This window comes from Altererythrobacter sp. MTPC7 (assembly GCF_042851395.1).
Classification (GTDB): domain Bacteria; phylum Pseudomonadota; class Alphaproteobacteria; order Sphingomonadales; family Sphingomonadaceae; genus CAJXSN01.
Window position 1 is genome coordinate 243,539 of sequence record NZ_BTGS01000002.1, and the last position, 16,325, is coordinate 259,863.

The 16,325-nt window shown below is 64.7% G+C and carries 15 protein-coding genes; 3 read left to right on the forward strand and 12 right to left on the reverse strand.

Annotated features, from left to right (window positions below; genetic code table 11):
• Positions 1 to 27 precede the first annotated feature (27 nt).
• From ACGHJ7_RS03040 to ACGHJ7_RS03050, 3 genes are all read left to right on the forward strand, one after another.
• Positions 28 to 2,208 (forward strand): prolyl oligopeptidase family protein, encoded by a 2,181-nt coding sequence (locus tag ACGHJ7_RS03040; protein ID WP_390474505.1) that lies wholly within the window; start codon positions 28 to 30, stop codon positions 2,206 to 2,208.
• A 157-nt stretch (positions 2,209 to 2,365) separates the two neighbouring features.
• The gene (locus ACGHJ7_RS03045) at positions 2,366 to 2,953 is read left to right on the forward strand and encodes a hypothetical protein (protein WP_390474506.1); all 588 of its coding nucleotides are present in this window, start codon (positions 2,366 to 2,368) and stop codon (positions 2,951 to 2,953) included.
• Between the two features lie 147 nt (positions 2,954 to 3,100).
• Positions 3,101 to 3,886 carry a hypothetical protein gene (locus ACGHJ7_RS03050; RefSeq protein WP_390474507.1) on the forward strand — a complete coding sequence of 262 codons (786 nt, stop codon included), beginning with the start codon at positions 3,101 to 3,103 and terminating at the stop codon, positions 3,884 to 3,886.
• A gap of 24 nt (positions 3,887 to 3,910) precedes the next feature.
• On the opposite strand, the gene ACGHJ7_RS03055 is transcribed toward ACGHJ7_RS03050, so the two are convergent.
• From ACGHJ7_RS03055 to mdh, 12 genes are all read right to left on the reverse strand, one after another.
• On the reverse strand, positions 3,911 to 4,594 hold the full coding sequence (locus ACGHJ7_RS03055) for a trimeric intracellular cation channel family protein (protein ID WP_390474508.1): 684 nt from the start codon (positions 4,592 to 4,594) through the stop codon (positions 3,911 to 3,913).
• Positions 4,591 to 5,283 (reverse strand): PepSY domain-containing protein, encoded by a 693-nt coding sequence (locus tag ACGHJ7_RS03060; RefSeq protein WP_390474509.1) that lies wholly within the window; start codon positions 5,281 to 5,283, stop codon positions 4,591 to 4,593. Before ACGHJ7_RS03060 ends, ACGHJ7_RS03055 begins: the two co-directional genes overlap by 4 nt.
• A gap of 60 nt (positions 5,284 to 5,343) precedes the next feature.
• Entirely contained in the window at positions 5,344 to 6,678 is a 1,335-nt protein-coding gene (locus tag ACGHJ7_RS03065) for an amidase family protein (RefSeq protein WP_390474510.1), read from the reverse strand.
• Positions 6,679 to 6,715: 37 nt separating this feature from the next.
• Positions 6,716 to 7,144, reverse strand: coding sequence for a VOC family protein (locus tag ACGHJ7_RS03070; RefSeq protein WP_390474511.1), 429 nt, complete (start codon positions 7,142 to 7,144; stop codon positions 6,716 to 6,718).
• Positions 7,141 to 7,974 (reverse strand): hypothetical protein, encoded by an 834-nt coding sequence (locus tag ACGHJ7_RS03075; protein WP_390474512.1) that lies wholly within the window; start codon positions 7,972 to 7,974, stop codon positions 7,141 to 7,143. Before ACGHJ7_RS03075 ends, ACGHJ7_RS03070 begins: the two co-directional genes overlap by 4 nt.
• Positions 7,975 to 7,981: 7 nt before the next feature.
• Positions 7,982 to 9,388 carry a dihydrolipoyl dehydrogenase gene (gene lpdA, locus ACGHJ7_RS03080; protein ID WP_390474513.1) on the reverse strand — a complete coding sequence of 469 codons (1,407 nt, stop codon included), beginning with the start codon at positions 9,386 to 9,388 and terminating at the stop codon, positions 7,982 to 7,984.
• Entirely contained in the window at positions 9,385 to 9,681 is a 297-nt protein-coding gene (locus ACGHJ7_RS03085; RefSeq protein ID WP_390474514.1) for a hypothetical protein, read from the reverse strand. Before ACGHJ7_RS03085 ends, lpdA begins: the two co-directional genes overlap by 4 nt.
• Positions 9,682 to 9,731: 50 nt before the next feature.
• Positions 9,732 to 10,994, reverse strand: coding sequence for a 2-oxoglutarate dehydrogenase complex dihydrolipoyllysine-residue succinyltransferase (gene odhB / locus ACGHJ7_RS03090; protein ID WP_390474515.1), 1,263 nt, complete (start codon positions 10,992 to 10,994; stop codon positions 9,732 to 9,734).
• A gap of 2 nt (positions 10,995 to 10,996) precedes the next feature.
• The gene (locus ACGHJ7_RS03095) at positions 10,997 to 13,846 is read right to left on the reverse strand and encodes a 2-oxoglutarate dehydrogenase E1 component (RefSeq protein ID WP_390474516.1); all 2,850 of its coding nucleotides are present in this window, start codon (positions 13,844 to 13,846) and stop codon (positions 10,997 to 10,999) included.
• A gap of 103 nt (positions 13,847 to 13,949) precedes the next feature.
• Positions 13,950 to 14,840 carry a succinate--CoA ligase subunit alpha gene (gene sucD, locus ACGHJ7_RS03100; RefSeq protein ID WP_390474517.1) on the reverse strand — a complete coding sequence of 297 codons (891 nt, stop codon included), beginning with the start codon at positions 14,838 to 14,840 and terminating at the stop codon, positions 13,950 to 13,952.
• A gap of 25 nt (positions 14,841 to 14,865) precedes the next feature.
• Positions 14,866 to 15,339, reverse strand: a complete 474-nt coding sequence (locus ACGHJ7_RS03105) for a hypothetical protein (protein WP_390474518.1) — start codon at positions 15,337 to 15,339, stop codon at positions 14,866 to 14,868.
• A 5-nt stretch (positions 15,340 to 15,344) separates the two neighbouring features.
• Positions 15,345 to 16,319 carry a malate dehydrogenase gene (gene mdh, locus ACGHJ7_RS03110; RefSeq protein WP_390474519.1) on the reverse strand — a complete coding sequence of 325 codons (975 nt, stop codon included), beginning with the start codon at positions 16,317 to 16,319 and terminating at the stop codon, positions 15,345 to 15,347.
• Between the last annotated feature and the right edge of the window lie 6 nt (positions 16,320 to 16,325).

Consider the following 16,325-nt stretch of genomic DNA (forward strand, 5'->3'; position numbering starts at 1 on the left):
AACATGTAACGAGAGGTTGCCCCTTCCATGATCCGCAAGACCATTCTCGCAGGCTCTGCCAGCCTGCTCGCGCTGACCGTGCCGATGACGGCCCTCGGCGCGCACGACCACACCCAGACCGAGGAAGCCAAGCCCAGCATGACCGTGCCCGAATATCCCGAAACCCGCCGCGGCGACGTGGTCCATACGCAGTTCGGGGTGGATGTCGCCGATCCCTATCGCTGGCTGGAAAACGACGTGCGCGAGGACGAGGAAGTCGCTGCATGGGTCGAAGCGCAGAACGAGGCGACAGACGCTTTCCTGGCGCAAATCCCCGGCCGCGAGGCGCTGAAGACGCGCATTACCGAGCTGACCGACTACGAACGCTTCGGCCTGCCGCAGGAAAAGGGCGGGCGCTATTTCTACACCCGCAATGACGGCTTGCAGAACCAGAGCGTGCTGTATGTCCGCGAAGGGCTGGACGGCGAGGCGCGCGTCCTGATCGATCCCAACGAATGGTCGGAAGACGATGCGACCGCGCTGGGCGGATGGGAGCCGAGCCCGGATGGCACGAAGCTGCTCTACGCCATTCAGGACGGCGGCAGCGACTGGCGGACCGTGCACGTATTGGACGTGGCTGAGGGCGTCACGATCGGCGATCCGGTGGAATGGGTGAAGTTCTCCGCACTCGACTGGGCGAAGGACGGCAGCGGATATTACTACAGCCGTTTCCCGGCGACGGGGGAGGGCGAGACGTTCCAGGCGCTCAACACTGATCACAAGGTCTATTTCCATCGCCTCGGCACCGCACAGGCGCAGGACGAGCTGGTCTACGAAACGCCCGACCAGCCGGAACTCAATCACATCGCGCAGGTCAGCGATGACGGGCGCTATGTCGTTGTCACCAGCTCCAGCGGGACCGACGATCGCTACGAAGTGACGCTGATCGACCGCCAGGATGCCGATGCCGAGCCGCGCACCATCGTGCCGGGGTTCGAGCATTCCTATTCCTATGTCGGCAATACCGGCAGCACCTTCTTCTTCACCACCAATGACGGGGCGCCGCTGGAAAAGGTCGTGAAGACAGATATCGCGGCGGCGACGCCGGAATGGACCACCGTCCTCCCCGAAGCGGAAGAGACGCTGGGCGGCGTGTCGCTGGTCGGCGGAAAGCTGGTCGCCAGCTATCTCCGCGATGCGAAGAGCCAGATCGACATCTTCGACCTCGACGGCAACCCGCTGCGCGAGGTGGCGCTGCCCGGCATCGGATCGGCCGGCGGTTTCGGCGGCGATACCGACGCCGACGAGACGTTCTATTACTTCACCAGCTACAACCAGCCGGCTGCGATCTATCGCTACGACATGGAAACGGGGGCAAGCACCCCGTGGGCGCAGCCCGAGGTCGCGTTCGATCCCGATGCCTTCGTGGTCGAGCAGCAATTCTACGAAAGCAAGGACGGCACGCGGGTGCCGATGTTCATCGTCCGCTCGAAAGAGGTGGCCGAAAGCGGCCAGGCCGTGCCGACGCTGCTGTACGGCTATGGCGGTTTCAACATCTCGCTGACCCCTGGCTTCAGCCCGTCGCGCCTGGCCTGGGTCGAGGCGGGGGGCGCCTATGTCGTCGCCAATATCCGCGGCGGCGGGGAATACGGCAAGGCGTGGCACGATGGCGGGCGCCTGCAGAACAAGCAGAACGTGTTCGACGACTTCATCGCCGCGGGCGAGTACCTGATCGAACAGGGCATCACGCCCGAGAACGGTCTGGCCATCAATGGCGGCTCCAATGGCGGCCTGCTGGTGGGTGCCGTCACCAACCAGCGGCCCGACCTGTTCGCCGCGGCCAGCCCTGCCGTGGGCGTGATGGACATGGTCCGCTTCGACCGATTCACCGCCGGGCGCTATTGGGTCGACGATTATGGCTATCCGACCAAGGAAGCCGATTTCCTGAAGCAGATGACCTACTCGCCATATCACAATGTGCAGGATGGCACGGACTATCCCGCGGTGCTGGTGACCACGGCAGACACGGACGACCGGGTGGTTCCGGGGCACAGCTTCAAATACACGGCTGCCCTGCAGGCGGCGGAGCTGGGCGACAGGCCGCAGCTGATCCGGATCGAGACCCGCGCCGGACACGGCAGCGGCAAGCCGACCGACAAGGCCATCGAGGAAGCGGCCGACGTGCTCGGCTTCCTCGGCTGGTTCACCGGACTGGAGTTCGCCGACTGACGATCAAGGTAATGCGGTGTCGCAAGGTTGTTCACAAAAGTAACGCTTTGTATGAACGGCTCCTGTCGGCCCGCTTCAGGCTCGCCTCACCGGGCTATTGCTAGACCCGTAATCAGTCGAGGGCATTCCGCCTTCGCCTGATTACGAGGAGCAAGACATGAACACCGTTTCCAAAGCCCTGCTCGGTACCGTTGCCGCTGGCGCGATGGCGGTAACGTCTGCAGCCCCGGCATCCGCCCGCGACCGTTACGACAATGACGGGATTTCTGCAGGCGAAGTGATTGCAGGGGCCGTGATCCTCGGTGGGATTGCCGCTGTCGCATCGTCGATCGGCAAGGATCGTGACCGTTACCGCGGCGATTATCGTTATGATCGCGGCTACCGTGACAATTACTATCGCAGCCGCGGTAATCCGCGGGCTGCCGTGGAGCGCTGTGTCGCTGCCGCCACGCAGGAAGCGCGGCGCTATGGATACAGGGGCGTTCGCGTGACCGATATCCGGGATGTCGACGATACGCGCTATGGCTGGCGCGTGAAGGGCCGCATCGCGGTCGAGGAAGACAGCTATCGTGGCCGCTATGGCTACCGCGACCGGAACTATCGCTACAATTCGCGCTATGACCGCAATCGCTACGGCTACGGTCGCAGCGGGTACGGCGACAAGGACCACGGCCGGTTCACCTGCGACATCCAGCGCGGCCGTGTGGTCGACATCGATTACAGCGGCCTTTCCGGTCCGCTATGATCGGTAGCGAGGCCGGATGATTACGGCCCGCAAATCCCGCGCCAGGCGGTTCAGCCGGAAGACAGGCTGGACCGCCTAGCTTTTCGATCATGACTGGCGGCATGCCGTGCACGCCATCCACGCGATTTGCCAAGGGGGCAAACCATTATGACCGTCCGTTCCGCATTCATCGCCGCAGGGGCGACCCTGTCCATGGCCGCCACGCCCGTCGCCGCGGCAGAGCTTCCCGTGTCGACGCAGCGCAGCGCCGTGGCGCCGGCAGCGGCCTATGATGCCGACGCCGAGAATGCCCAGCGTCACCGGTATCGTGGATATCGCGGCTATAACGGATACAGGGGCTATCGCGGTTACCGGAACCGGACGAGCGCCGGCGACATCATCGCAGGCGTCGCCATCCTGGGCACGATAGCTGCGGTCGCCAGCGCAGCCAGCAAGAACCGCGACCGGGACCGGTATCCCGACCGCCGCTATCGCACCTCCGGCCCGTCCTACGACACGTCCAGCGGCCTCGACCGCGCGGTCGACCAGTGCGTGCTTGAGATCGAGCGCGATGTCCGCATCGGCGAGATCGACGGTGTGGACCGGAACGGGTCCGGCTGGAACGTGACCGGCACGCTCTACAATGGCGATGGGTTCAGCTGCCGGATCGGCAATGACGGACGCATCGACGGGATCGACTACGGCACGCGCGGCGGCTTCACAGGGGCCGGATACGACAGTGCATTGCGCACCGGCGCCGCTGCAGACGGGCAATGGGACGATGCAGTCTATGCGCGCGCCCGGACCTCTGCCGGCTATGCCGAGCCGGACCTTTCCGGCCCGGCGGACGATGCCCTGCCTGCCGGCGTACAGCAAGGTCCGCAGCCAGCCTATCCGGGCGGCCCGGTAGCGGACGAGTACCAGTATGCGGACGAGGGCAATTACGGCGGCTGAGCGCCGGCGTTCGGCCCCGCCCGGCTAGCCCTGTTCCTCCGACGGGGGAGGGGCATCCCCTTCGGCATCCGTCGCCACCAGCCGTTCGTTGTATGCGGGCAGCGCAAGGTTGAAACGGATCGCGGCGCTGCGAAGGATCAGCCCGGCGACCGTTGCCAGCGGCCAGACAAGCGCTCGCGGACCACCCAGCATTTCTCCGACCACGCATAGCGTTGCCGAGAGCGCCGCTGCGGTCACGTAAAGCTCGGGCCGCATCAGGATGGACGGGCGTCCGGCGATCACGTCGCGGATCACCCCGCCGACGCATCCTGTCACGACGCCCATCATCATCGCCGGAACGGGCGGAATGCCGTAGGTCAGAGCCTTCGCGCTTCCCAGCACGGCATAGGCGGTCAGGCCGATGCCGTCGGAATAATCGAGCAGCTTCCCATCCCACCACTGCGTCGGCGTGTACCACACCAGAAGCGCCACGATCATGCAGGTGGCGGCGACCCATGCGTCGTTGATCCAGAACACGGGCGCGTCGATCAGGAGGTCGCGCACCGTGCCGCCGCCGACACCGGTCACCAGCGCGAAGAAGGTCAGCGTGACGAAGGTCTGCCGTTCCTTCGCGGCAATCAGCGCACCGGACAGGGCGAATACGGCCACCCCGGCAATATCGAGCCAGTCGAGCAGCGGCGTCAGGATGATGGTGGGATCGGGAATCATGGTCCGGTCTTCGCCCTGCGGCGCCGGAACATCAAGACGCAGCCCAGCATCGTACCCACCAGCGCCAGCAGCGCGAACAGGATCAGCACTGGATGCGAGCTATCCTCACGCGTTTCCAGGTCCATGATGTGCAGGCCCCAGGCAAAGTCGAACACCCGCCACCAGCCGGTGCGCACGGCGGCGATGTCGCCGGTCGCCTTCTCGACATAGACCCTCGTGCCGCTTGCCAGCACCACCTGGTAACCATCGACGGGGCGGCGAAAATCGAAAGGCGGCGCGTCTGCGGTAAACGCGTTGACGACCTCCACCGCCTCTCCGCCCACGATATTCCGCCGGACGATCGCGGCTGCTTCCTCTGGCGTTCGTGCGCCGGCCGGGCGGTTGTCGGACAGGTTGTAGGCGATCTTGCGACCGTCGCTGAGCGTGGCGATATATTCCAGTCTCCCGCCGCGCATCCGCTGGGTGATCTCGGTCACGTTGTCTGCGGGCGGCAGGGCAAGCAGCTGTGTGCCGGGCGGAATGGGCTGGGCGGCCATGGGCTTGCGAAGATGCTCGCCGCGCACTTCCTCGATCGGGCGCGAAACCATCAGCAGCCCGGTCGCAGTCCACATCACGACGGGCACGCCGATCAGCCAGCCGAGCCAGACATGCCACCGCGCGAAACGCTGCATCCAGAGGCGCTTTGCCATGAACTACTCCGAAAACGGGCGGTCGCTGCCGCGCCTCGCCTGCCATGCCCGGCGTGATATTCAGCCGTGCAGCCGCGCCCCTATGGCCTCGGCAGCGGCGATGCAATCGAAGTCGCTCCAGCGCGGTCCGATGACCTGCATCCCGCAGGGCAGGTCCCCGCTCGCCCCCACGGGCAGGACGGTCGCCGGCAGGTTCGGGAACGTGGCGATACCGGCCCATGCCAGCCCCTCCGCCGCGTCGCGCTCCTCTCCGTTAATCGCGATCTCGCCGCGAAACAGCGGCTCGTTCCTGTGCGGGAAGGCGAGGATATTGGCGGGCGGGGCAAGCACGAAGTCGTAGCTTTCGAAAAGGCGCGCCCAGCTTCGCTCGCACCGGGCCTGCGCGTCCATGAGGTCGAACCAGTCCGCTGCGCTCGCCTGATGGCCACCTGGCGACGGGGCCCCGCGTGCCATGGTGATGTTGAGCATCTTCAGATAGGCGGCGTGATCGCCCGCCAGGTCGGGCAAATCGGTGTAACCCACGTCGACGGAGGCTCCCACACCGTGCAGGACATTCAGCGCTGCCTCGATCGGCTGGCGCACATCGTCGTCTATCGGGCTGGCCGGGTGGTCGAGCAGGGCGAGGAAGCGCATTGTCTCCAGTGGCTTGTCCCGCCGCCGGAGGGGAATGGTGGCAGTCAGTTCCAGCATCGCGGCAAGGTCGGCCGCGTTACGGGCCAGCGGTCCTGCCACGTTCAATGCCCCGTCATGCCGGCCGCGGTCGGCAAAGGCGGGGTCCGTGTGCCCCTCCGAACTGACGAGGCCCCAGCTCGTCTTGTGCCCCCAGATGCCGCAGAAATGGGCGGGCACGCGCACCGAACCGCCGATATCGGTGCCGAATTCGGCAGCGACCATGCCGCTTGCGACCGCTGCGGCAGCGCCGCCGGACGATCCCCCGGCGCTCCGGTCGACGTGATGCGGGTTGCGTGTGCGACCATAAAGGGGATTGAAGCTTTGCCAGTCCGCCAGGCCGGGCGGGACGTTGGTCTTGCCCAGCATGACCGCGCCTGCCGCTTTCAGCTGGCGCACCACGGCGGCGTCGGCCTGCGCGATATGCCCGGCGTGGTCCTTCAGCCCCCAGCACGTGGGCAGGCCCGCCACGTCGAAGCTTTCCTTGATCGTCAGCGGAACGCCGAACAGCGTCTGGTGTGGCAGAGGCGTCTGGCCGTCCATTGCCTTTGCCGTTTCGCGCGCCCTGTCGAAATCGCGCACTACCACCGCGTTGATCGGGCCGTCGCGCGCTTCGATCCGGGCAATGGCGCGGTCCGTGGCCTCCGACGGGGAAAGCCGACCTTCACGGATCAGGGTGGCGGTTTCCAGTGCGCCGGGCTGGTCGGTCAGGCTGGGAAAGGTCATGGGCGAGACTCCGTCAAGGGGGCAGGCTGGGTTGGCGTCAGCGGGCAAACAGGTTCGACGGGTCGGCCATGGCCTTGATCTCGATCGCATTGCCGCTGGGATCGCGGAAGAACATCGTCGCCTGCTCTCCCGGCTGGCCTTCGAAGCGGATGGTCGGGGCGATGATGAAATCGACACCCTCTGCCGTCAGCCGCTTCGACAGGATGCGCCACTCTTCCATCGACAGGACCGCGCCGAAATGGGGAACGGGCACGTCCTCCCCGTCGACCTGGTTGCTCGCGCCGGTGCCGCCCTCGCCGGTTCCGACAGGGGCGTGATGCGCCACGATCTGGTGGCCATAGAAGTCGAAGTCGATCCATTCGTCGCTGCTGCGGCCCTCGGGGCAGCCGAGGATACCGCCGTAGAAGCCGCGCGCGGCATCGAGGTCGTGAACAGGGAAGGCGAGATGGAACGGGGGCAGGGTCATGACGGGGTGTCTTCCTGGGGCGGCACCGAAAGGCCTAGGGCAAGGCCGAAGCCGAGAATGGGGGATGCACCATATCCGATCAGGATACCGGGATAGTGCGAGATAAGCGCGATGATGGCAAAGCCGAACCACGCGCCAGCCAGCGCAAAACGGGCATGGGTGTAGAAAGGGTCGGCAAACAGCACCAGCGCAAAGCCGGCTGCCATGGCCAGCATCAATCCGATTCCAGCGGCAACGGAGAGCTGCATGGCATCGACTATCACCCGCTCGACAAAGGGTTGGGGCGGCAATTCTCCGCGCACGGCCATGATCAGGGATGCAGCGAACCCCACGATGCAGACAAGCCCTATGCGCCAGTCGCGGGTCCGGTCGTGCAGGCCGGCGGCGGCGAATACGGCGGCAAAACCGAATGCCGCATCCGGCTGGAGCGAGGCAGCGAGAATGGCGGCCAGCAGAACGGGCGCCGCGAATTCCCGGTCTCGCGCAGCCAGCACGGCAATCGCGGGGAAGGCGAGGGAGCCGGCATGAAGCGACAGTGGACCCACCGGCAGCCAGCGGGCGATCCCGTTGACCCATGGCCCGGTCAGGAGGGGGACGAAACACAGCGCGAGCAGCACAGCGACCATGATGCGGCGCCCGCGTAGGGTGTGCGGGGACCGTCCCGCCAGGATCCAACCTGATGCGATGATCAGCGCGCCAGAATTGATCGCGATGTATTGCCCCGGCGCTCCGGCTGCCGACAGATATAGCAGGCCGGCGCCGACAGGGACCAGCAGGGCAAGAAGGGCCGGGAGTTTCCTCGCCAGCCCTCCTGTCCTGCCGTCGGTCATGACCCGATCAGATGTGGATCGGCTTGCCCTGGACCGCCATGGCCGCTTCCTTCAGCGCCTCGGCATGGGTCGGGTGGGCATGGCAGGTATAGGCGATATCCTCGCTCGTCGCGCCGAATTCCATGGCGACCGCAGCTTCGGCAATCAGCGTACCGGCAAGGCTGGCGACGATGTGGACGCCCAGCACGCGATCGGTGTCGGCATCGGCAATGACCTTCACGAAACCATCCGTGTCGCGGTTCGCCTTCGCGCGGCTGTTGGCCATCATGGGGAACTTGCCGATCTTGATCGTATGGCCCGCTTCCTTCGCCTCTTCCTCGGTCATGCCGACATCGGCGAATTCGGGCATGGTATAGACCACGCCCGGGATCAGGGCGTGGTTCACGATGCCCGTCTGGCCGGCGATGTTTTCGGCGACCGCAATACCCTCGTCCTCGGCCTTGTGCGCCAGCATCGGGCCGGGGATCACGTCGCCGATGGCCCACACGCCGTCTACCTTGGTGCGGAAATCGTGGTCGGTTTCGATCTGGCCGCGCTTGTTCAGCTCCAGCCCGATGGCATCGAGTCCGAGCTTGTCGGTGTTCGGACGCCGCCCGATGGAGACCAGCACATGGCTCGCCTCGATCGTTTCGGCATCGCCGCCATCTGCCGGTTCGACCGAGACATGGACTTTCTTGCCCTTGACCTCGGCGCCGGTGACCTTGCTCTTCAGCTTCAGGTCCATGCCCTGTTTCTTGAAGATCTTGCCCGCTTCCTTGCGCATATCCTTGTCCATGCCGGGCAGCAGCATGTCGAGATATTCGATGACGGTGACCTTCGCGCCGAGCCTGCGCCAGACGGAACCCAGTTCCAGCCCGATCACGCCGCCGCCGATGACGACCAGGTGCTCCGGCACTTCGCCGATTTCGAGCGCGCCGGTGCTGTCCACGATCCGGCCTTTGGCGTTATCGACCTCGACGCCGGGCAGGGGCGTGACGCTGGAGCCGGTGGCGATGACGATATCTTTCGCCGTTACCTTCTCGCTCTTGATTTCGGCGGTATGGGCATCGACGAAGGTCGCATGGCCCTTCTTCCAGTCGACCTTGTTCTTCTTGAACAGGAATTCGATCCCGCCCGTCAGTTCGCCGACGGCCTTCGTTTTCTCCGCCATCATGGTCGGCAGGTCGAGTTCGACCGAGGTCTTCATGCCCCACTTGGCCATGTGGCCGCCCTCGGCTTCCTCGAACAGTTCGCTGGCATGGAGCAGCGCCTTGGACGGGATGCATCCGATATTGAGACAGGTGCCGCCCAGGGTCTCGCGGCTTTCCGCGCAGGCGGTCTTGAGGCCCAGCTGTGCCGCACGGATGGCCGCGACGTAGCCGCCGGGGCCAGCGCCGATGACAAGGACGTCGTAATCGTATTTCGTATCGCTCATTGTGCCTCTGCCTCGTCCGTGCGTTCGCCGTCGGCGCCGCCGGAAAGATATTGCTGCGCGCACTGCGCCACTATCGTTTCTATCTGGGTAGTCTCGCCGGAAATCAAACCGCCGATATCGAGTTCGTCCTGTGCGCGCCGCGCTGTGCAGTCGCAGACCGTGTCGGCCGCTTCTGCGGCGATGGGCAGGCCCTTGACCTGCGCGATGCACTGGGCGCGGACCTGCGCCATCATGCCGCCGCTGCCTTCCTCCGCCGCCTGGTCGCATGCAGCCAGCGCAAGGGCCGCCACCATGGACAGGGCGAGGGAGGCAAGGGGGGCTGCCGAAGGCCGCTCCTGCCGCATCACAGGTCGATCAGCATCCGGGTGGGATCCTCGATCGCTTCCTTGATGATCTTGAGCGCGGTCACGGCCTCGCGCCCGTCGATCAGGCGGTGGTCGTAGGACAGGGCCAGATACATCATCGGGCGGATCACGATCTCGCCATCGACGACGACCGGGCGATCCTCGATCCGGTGCAGGCCGAGAACGGCGCTCTGCGGGGGATTGATGATCGGTGTCGACATCAGGCTGCCGAAAACGCCGCCATTGGAAATGGTGAAGGTGCCGCCCTTCATGTCGTCCATCGTCAGCGTGCCTTCGCGCGCGCGGCTGCCGAAATCGGCGATGTCTTTCTCGATTTGCGCGAAGCCCTTGGCCTGCGCATCGCGGATGACCGGGACGACCAGGCCGTTCGGCGCGCTGACCGCAACCGAGATGTCGACATAGTCGTGATAGACGATCTCGTCCCCGTCGATATAGGCGTTGGCGGCCGGCACGTCCTTCAGCGCGAGGCAGGCGGCCTTGGCGAAGAAGCCCATGAAGCCGAGCTTGATGTCGTGCTTCTTGGCGAACAGGTCCTTGTACTTGCCCCGCGCTTCCATGACCGCGCTCATGTCGCAATCGTTGAAGGTGGTGAGCAGCGCGGCATTGTCCTGCGCGCCCTTCAGGCGCTTGGCGATGGTCTGGCGCATGCGGGTCATCTTGACCCGCTCTTCCGCCCTCGCGCCGCGGCCTTCACCGCCGGAAGAGGCCGTGCCGACCTGCTGTGCCTGCGCAGGCGCGGCATCGGCAATGGAGCTGTCGTCGCCCTTGTTCTTTGCAGCGGCGATCACGTCTTCCTTGGTCAGGCGGCCATCCTTGCCGGTGCCCTTGATCGTGGTCGGATCGACGCCGTGTTCCAGGACTGCGCGGCGCACGGCCGGGCTCAGCGTCTGGGAGGCATCGGAAGCGGCCGCAGCGTCGCCGGACTTGGCTTCGCGCTTCGCCTGGCCCTCTTCCGCCTGCTGTTCCTTGCGTGCAGCTTCTTCGCCGGTAGCGGCGGGCGCGCCGCCTTCTTCCACCGTCGCGATGACTGCTCCGACTTCGACCGTGTCGCCGACCTCTGCGCCCAAAGAGCGGATCACGCCCGCCACGGGGGAGGGGACTTCGACTGCGACCTTGTCGGTTTCGAGGCTGACGATGGGTTCGTCCACCGCCACGGCATCGCCGACATTCTTGAGCCATTCGCCGATTGTGCCCTCGGTGACGCTTTCACCAAGTTGCGGGACCTGAATTTCGGTAGCCATTATTATCCCTCGTTCCTGCAGTCGCGTTCGCCGTTTCGCTGGGCTTCGCCGCCATCGGCGAGACCGAGCGCGATGCTGACGAGCGCATCCTGCTGTACCTTATGACGCGCCGCATAGCCCGTTGCAGGCGATGCGGCGACTTCGCGGCCGGCATAGCAGGGACGCATCCCGCCTTTGCCGGCTTCACCCAGTGCTTCTTCGATCTTGCCGTCGACGAAGAACCATGCGCCGTTATTCTTCGGCTCTTCCTGGCACCAGACGACCGTTTCCAGGTTCGTCATGCGCTTCAGGCGCACGGCCAGCGGTTCGCCGGGGAAGGGATAGAGCTGTTCGATCCGCACGATGGAGACATCGTCCAGCCCTTCCTCGTCGCGCTTCTCGATCAGGTCGTAGGCGACCTTGCCGCTGCACAGGACAAGGCGCTTTACCTTCTCGTCGGCAATGTCCTTCGTATCGGACTTGATCCGCATGAAGTGATGGTCGCCCATGAATTCCTTCGCCGGGCTTTTCGCCATCGGGTGGCGCAGCAGCGACTTGGGGGCCATGATGACCAGCGGCTTGCGGAACGGGCGCAGCATCTGGCGGCGAAGCACGTGGAAATAGTTCGCCGGCGTGGTGATGTTGCAGACCTGGATATTGTCGTTCGCGCATAGCTGGAGGAAGCGTTCGAGCCGTGCCGAGCTGTGCTCCGGTCCCTGTCCCTCATAACCGTGGGGCAACAGCATGACGAGGCCGTTTGCGCGCAGCCACTTGACCTCGCCGGCGGCGATGAACTGGTCGATCATGATCTGCGCGCCATTGGCGAAATCGCCGAACTGCGCTTCCCACAAGACCAGCGTCTTCGGGTCCGCCATGGCGAACCCGTATTCGTATCCCAGCACGCCATATTCGGACAGCGTGCTGTCATAGACCTCGAACTTGCCGTGGGGCAGGGTGGTCAGCGGGATGTATTTGCGCTCGTCCGTCTGGTCGACCCAGACCGCGTGGCGATGGCTGAACGTGCCGCGGCCGCTGTCCTGCCCGGACAGGCGCACGCCGAAGCCTTCCGTCACCAGACTGCCGAAAGCGAGCGCTTCCGCGGTGGCCCAGTCGAAGCCTTCGCCGGTGTCGAACCATTCCTTCTTCGCCTTCAGCACGCGGCCCAGCGTCTTGTGAATGGTCAGGTCATCCGGCACCTGCGTCAACGTCTTGCCGAGGCTGTCGAACAGTTTCTTCTCGATCGCGGTGTCGGCATTGCGCCGCGCGGTTTCCGAATCGGCCGGCTTGTTCATGCCCGCCCAGCGTCCGCCGAACCAGTCCGCCTCGTTGGGCTTGTAGCTTTTCGCGGCGGCGAAATCGTCTTCCAGCTGGCTGACGAAATCGGCGCGCAGCTGGTCGGCCATGCCGTCGTCGATCACGCCTTCCTCGCGGAGCCGCTCGGAATAGATCTTGCTTACCTTGGGATGGCCGCGAATTTCCTTGTACATCAGCGGCTGGGTGAAGCTCGGCTCGTCGCCCTCGTTATGGCCGAAGCGGCGATAGCACCACATGTCGATCACGATATCGCGGCCGAATTTCTGGCGGTACTCGATCGCTAGCTTGCAGGCGAAGGTCACCGCCTCCGGGTCGTCGCCATTGACGTGCAGGATCGGGGCCTGGACGCCCTTCGCCACGTCGCTGGGATAAGGGCTGGAGCGGGCGAATTTCGGGCTGGTGGTGAAGCCGATCTGGTTGTTGATGATGAAGTGGATGCAGCCGCCGGTATCGTAACCGGGCACGCCCGACAGGCTCAGGCTTTCCCAAACAACGCCCTGTCCGGCAAAGGCCGCATCGCCGTGGATCAGGACCGGCAGCACCTGCTGGTGCTTCGCCAGGTCGTCGCGGATCGCCTGCTGCGCGCGTGTTTTGCCCAGGACTACGGGATTGACCGCTTCGAGGTGGCTGGGATTGGGCACGAGGCTCATATGGACCTCGATCCCGTCGAAGGCGCGGTCCGTGCTGGTGCCGAGGTGGTACTTCACATCGCCCGATCCGCCGACATCGTCGGGATTCGCGCTGCCGCCCTGGAATTCGTGGAAGATGACCTTGTAGGGCTTGGCCATCACGTTCGCGAGCACGTTCAGGCGACCGCGATGCGCCATGCCGTAGATGATCTCGCGCACGCCGTCCGCGCCGCCATACTTGATGACCGCTTCCAGCGCGGGGATCATGGATTCGCCGCCATCGAGGCCGAACCGCTTTGTCCCGACATATTTCTTGCCGAGGAATTCCTCGAACTGTTCGCCCCGGATCACGGCGGCGAGGATCGCCTGCTTGCCTTCGGGCGTGAACTGGATCGTGTCTTCGGGCGTCTCGAACTTGTCCTGCAGGAACCGGCGTTCCTCGGTGTCCGTGATATGCATGTATTCGAGGCCGACATTGCCGCAATAGGTGTCGCGCAGGACCTGGTAGAGGTCGCCCACCTTCACCCATTCGAAGCCGAACACGCCGCCGACATAGACTTCCTTGTCTTCCTGTCCGGCGAAGCCGTGCCATTCCAGGCTGAGGTCTTCCGGTTCTTCCAGCCCGGACAGGCCCAGCGGGTCGAGGTCGGCCGCCATGTGGCCGCGCACGCGGTAGAGGCGCACCAGCAGCATGGCGCGGATGGAATCGCCGGCGGCTTCCTCCACCGCGCCTGCGTCCATCGCCTTGCCCGCCTTTTTCGCGGCGGCGGCGACGGCCTGCTTCATCTGCGTCGGGTCGAGCGCCTGCGTCAGGTCGGCATCGGCGTCGACCGCTTCTGCCAGCCAGCGCGGATTCGCCCAGGACGGACCGGGCTGCGGCCCTTCCTGGTCGCCCAGTTCGGGGAGGAAATCGTGTGTTTCGTTGCCCATGTCAGGCCGACCTTTCGCACCGGCTCCGATGCCGGCTATTCACTCAATGCCTCGGCGGCGCGGAAGGCTCCCGGGGAGGAGAAAACCTTTCCGCGTCGCGAAATCAGGCCATTTCCTTCAGCATGGCATCCAGCGTGGTGCCGAGCTCGCTGGGCGAGGGCGAAACGCGAATGCCCGCATCTTCCATCGCCGCGATCTTGTCGTCCGCGCCGCCCTGGCCGCCCGAGACGATCGCGCCTGCGTGGCCCATGCGGCGGCCTGGAGGCGCCGTGCGGCCTGCGATGAAGCCGACCATGGGCTTCTTGCGGCCCTTGGCAGCCTGTTCCTTGATGAAGGCTGCTGCTTCTTCTTCCGCGCTGCCGCCGATTTCGCCGATCATGATGATCGACTTCGTTTCGTCGTCGTCGAGGAAGAGGTCGAGCACGTCGATGAAGTTCGTGCCGTTGACCGGGTCGCCGCCGATGCCGACAGCCGTCGTCTGGCCGAGGCCGACCATGGTGGTCTGGTGGACGGCTTCATAGGTCAGCGTACCGGAGCGGCTGACCACGCCGACGCTGCCCTTCTGGAAGATCTTGCCCGGCATGATGCCGATCTTGCACTCGCCGGGCGTCAGCACGCCGGGGCAGTTCGGGCCGATTAGGCGCGACTTGGACCCTTCCAGCGCAGCCTTCACGCGAACCATGTCGAGCACGGGGATACCTTCGGTGATGGCAATGATCAGCTCGATCTCGGCATCGATAGCTTCGCAGATCGCGTCGCCTGCGAAGGGCGGCGGCACGTAGATGCACGAAGCGGTCGCACCGGTTTCGGCCTTCGCCTCGCGCACGGTGTTGAACTGCGGCAGGCCGATATGGTCGGTCCCGCCCTTGCCCGGCGTCACGCCTGCAACCATCTGCGTCCCGTAATCGAGCGCCTGCTGCGTGTGGAAGGTGCCGGTGTTGCCAGTCATCCCTTGCGTGATGACCTTGGTGTCTTTGTTTACGAGGATGGACATTCAGTTTTTCCTTCTAATCTTCAATTCACAGCGTCTTGCGCACGCTCAAAGCGAACACCTTTCGTTCGCTCTCGAAAGTCGAAACGCGGATGTTACGGCCTACGACCGTACGTCCGTCTGGTGTCATCCAAGCGATGTTATCGCTATCCGCTTTTTGACGAAAATCACCGAGGGCTTGCGACGCCGCGGCGACTAAATCTTCTCGCTCAATTGCCGGGTCATAAACAGTGCAGGTCAACGAAGACGCGTCCGACTGCCTTGTAGGAACCAACACGAGGGTCGGAAAATCCTTCCCCTCGGGTGTAAAGATGCGAGGCAGGTTTTCTTCACCGGTCGGAGCAACCTCTACCCAGCGATACTCGGACGCAATTGCAGGAATCTCGGCAACAGCCGCCGAAATGCAGAAGCGCAGAAAATGATCACGCAACTCTTCCGCAGCCGCATCAGGGCTGACGGCAGTCGCACTTGCGAACAGGGCGAGAGATGCGAGGCCAGTCATGCCATTTAGGCCAGCGTGCTATCCAGGCCCTTGCACGCCTCGAGCAGTTCCTCGACCGCGTCGGTGGAGACCTTGAGGTTGGCCTTTTCCTCGTCCGACAGTTCGATCTCGACCACGTCTTCGGTGCCGCCGGCACCGATCACGGTCGGGACGCCGACATAGAGGCCGTCGAGGCCGTACTTGCCTTCGACATGGCTGGCGCAGGGCAGGATGCGCTTCTGGTCGCCGAGATAGGCTTGGGCCATCGCAATTGCGCTGGTCGCCGGGGCGTAATAGGCCGAGCCGTTGCCGAGCAGGCCGACGATCTCGCCGCCGCCCTTGCGGGTGCGGTCGACGATTTCGTCGATGCGGTCGGCGGAAACGCCCTTGATCTTCGCGTAGTCGTCGACCGGAATGCCGTTGATCGTGGTGTAGCTTTTGACCGGGACCATCGTGTCGCCGTGGCCGCCCAGCACGAAGGCGTTCACGTCCTTTACCGAGCAGTCGAATTCCCATGCGAGGAAGGTGGCGAAGCGCGCGCTGTCGAGCACGCCGGCCATGCCGACGACCTTGTTGTGCGGCAGGCCGCTGAATTCGCGCAGCGCCCAGACCATCGCGTCGAGCGGGTTGGTGATGCAGATCACGAAAGCGTCGGGGCAGTTGTTCTTGATGCCTTCGCCGACCGACTTCATGACGGACAGGTTGATGCCGAGCAGGTCGTCGCGGCTCATGCCCGGCTTGCGCGGGACACCGGCGGTGACGATCACGACATCGGCGCCTGCGATGTCGGCATAGTCGTTCGAACCGGTGATCTTCGCATCGAAGCCTTCGACCGGTCCGCACTGCGACAGATCCAGCGCCTTGCCCTGAGGCATGCCTTCCGCGATGTCGAACAGGACGATGTCGCCCATTTCCTTCTTCGCGGCGAGATGGGCGAGCGTGCCGCCGATCATGCCGGAACCGATAAGGGCGATCTTCTTGCGACCTGCGTTTTGAGCCATAGGGGG

What these genes read in the sequence shown, in the direction of transcription:
- ACGHJ7_RS03040 (WP_390474505.1), top strand. Translation starts at nt 28, where the DNA reads ATGATCCGCAAGACCATTCTCGCAGGCTCTGCCAGCCTGCTCGCGCTG.
- ACGHJ7_RS03045 (WP_390474506.1), top strand. Translation starts at nt 2,366, where the DNA reads ATGAACACCGTTTCCAAAGCCCTGCTCGGTACCGTTGCCGCTGGCGCG.
- ACGHJ7_RS03050 (WP_390474507.1), top strand. Translation starts at nt 3,101, where the DNA reads ATGACCGTCCGTTCCGCATTCATCGCCGCAGGGGCGACCCTGTCCATG.
- ACGHJ7_RS03055 (WP_390474508.1), bottom strand. Translation starts at nt 4,594, where the DNA reads ATGATTCCCGATCCCACCATCATCCTGACGCCGCTGCTCGACTGGCTC.
- ACGHJ7_RS03060 (WP_390474509.1), bottom strand. Translation starts at nt 5,283, where the DNA reads ATGGCAAAGCGCCTCTGGATGCAGCGTTTCGCGCGGTGGCATGTCTGG.
- ACGHJ7_RS03065 (WP_390474510.1), bottom strand. Translation starts at nt 6,678, where the DNA reads ATGACCTTTCCCAGCCTGACCGACCAGCCCGGCGCACTGGAAACCGCC.
- ACGHJ7_RS03070 (WP_390474511.1), bottom strand. Translation starts at nt 7,144, where the DNA reads ATGACCCTGCCCCCGTTCCATCTCGCCTTCCCTGTTCACGACCTCGAT.
- ACGHJ7_RS03075 (WP_390474512.1), bottom strand. Translation starts at nt 7,974, where the DNA reads ATGACCGACGGCAGGACAGGAGGGCTGGCGAGGAAACTCCCGGCCCTT.
- lpdA (WP_390474513.1), bottom strand. Translation starts at nt 9,388, where the DNA reads ATGAGCGATACGAAATACGATTACGACGTCCTTGTCATCGGCGCTGGC.
- ACGHJ7_RS03085 (WP_390474514.1), bottom strand. Translation starts at nt 9,681, where the DNA reads ATGGTGGCGGCCCTTGCGCTGGCTGCATGCGACCAGGCGGCGGAGGAA.
- odhB (WP_390474515.1), bottom strand. Translation starts at nt 10,994, where the DNA reads ATGGCTACCGAAATTCAGGTCCCGCAACTTGGTGAAAGCGTCACCGAG.
- ACGHJ7_RS03095 (WP_390474516.1), bottom strand. Translation starts at nt 13,846, where the DNA reads ATGGGCAACGAAACACACGATTTCCTCCCCGAACTGGGCGACCAGGAA.
- sucD (WP_390474517.1), bottom strand. Translation starts at nt 14,840, where the DNA reads ATGTCCATCCTCGTAAACAAAGACACCAAGGTCATCACGCAAGGGATG.
- ACGHJ7_RS03105 (WP_390474518.1), bottom strand. Translation starts at nt 15,339, where the DNA reads ATGACTGGCCTCGCATCTCTCGCCCTGTTCGCAAGTGCGACTGCCGTC.
- mdh (WP_390474519.1), bottom strand. Translation starts at nt 16,319, where the DNA reads ATGGCTCAAAACGCAGGTCGCAAGAAGATCGCCCTTATCGGTTCCGGC.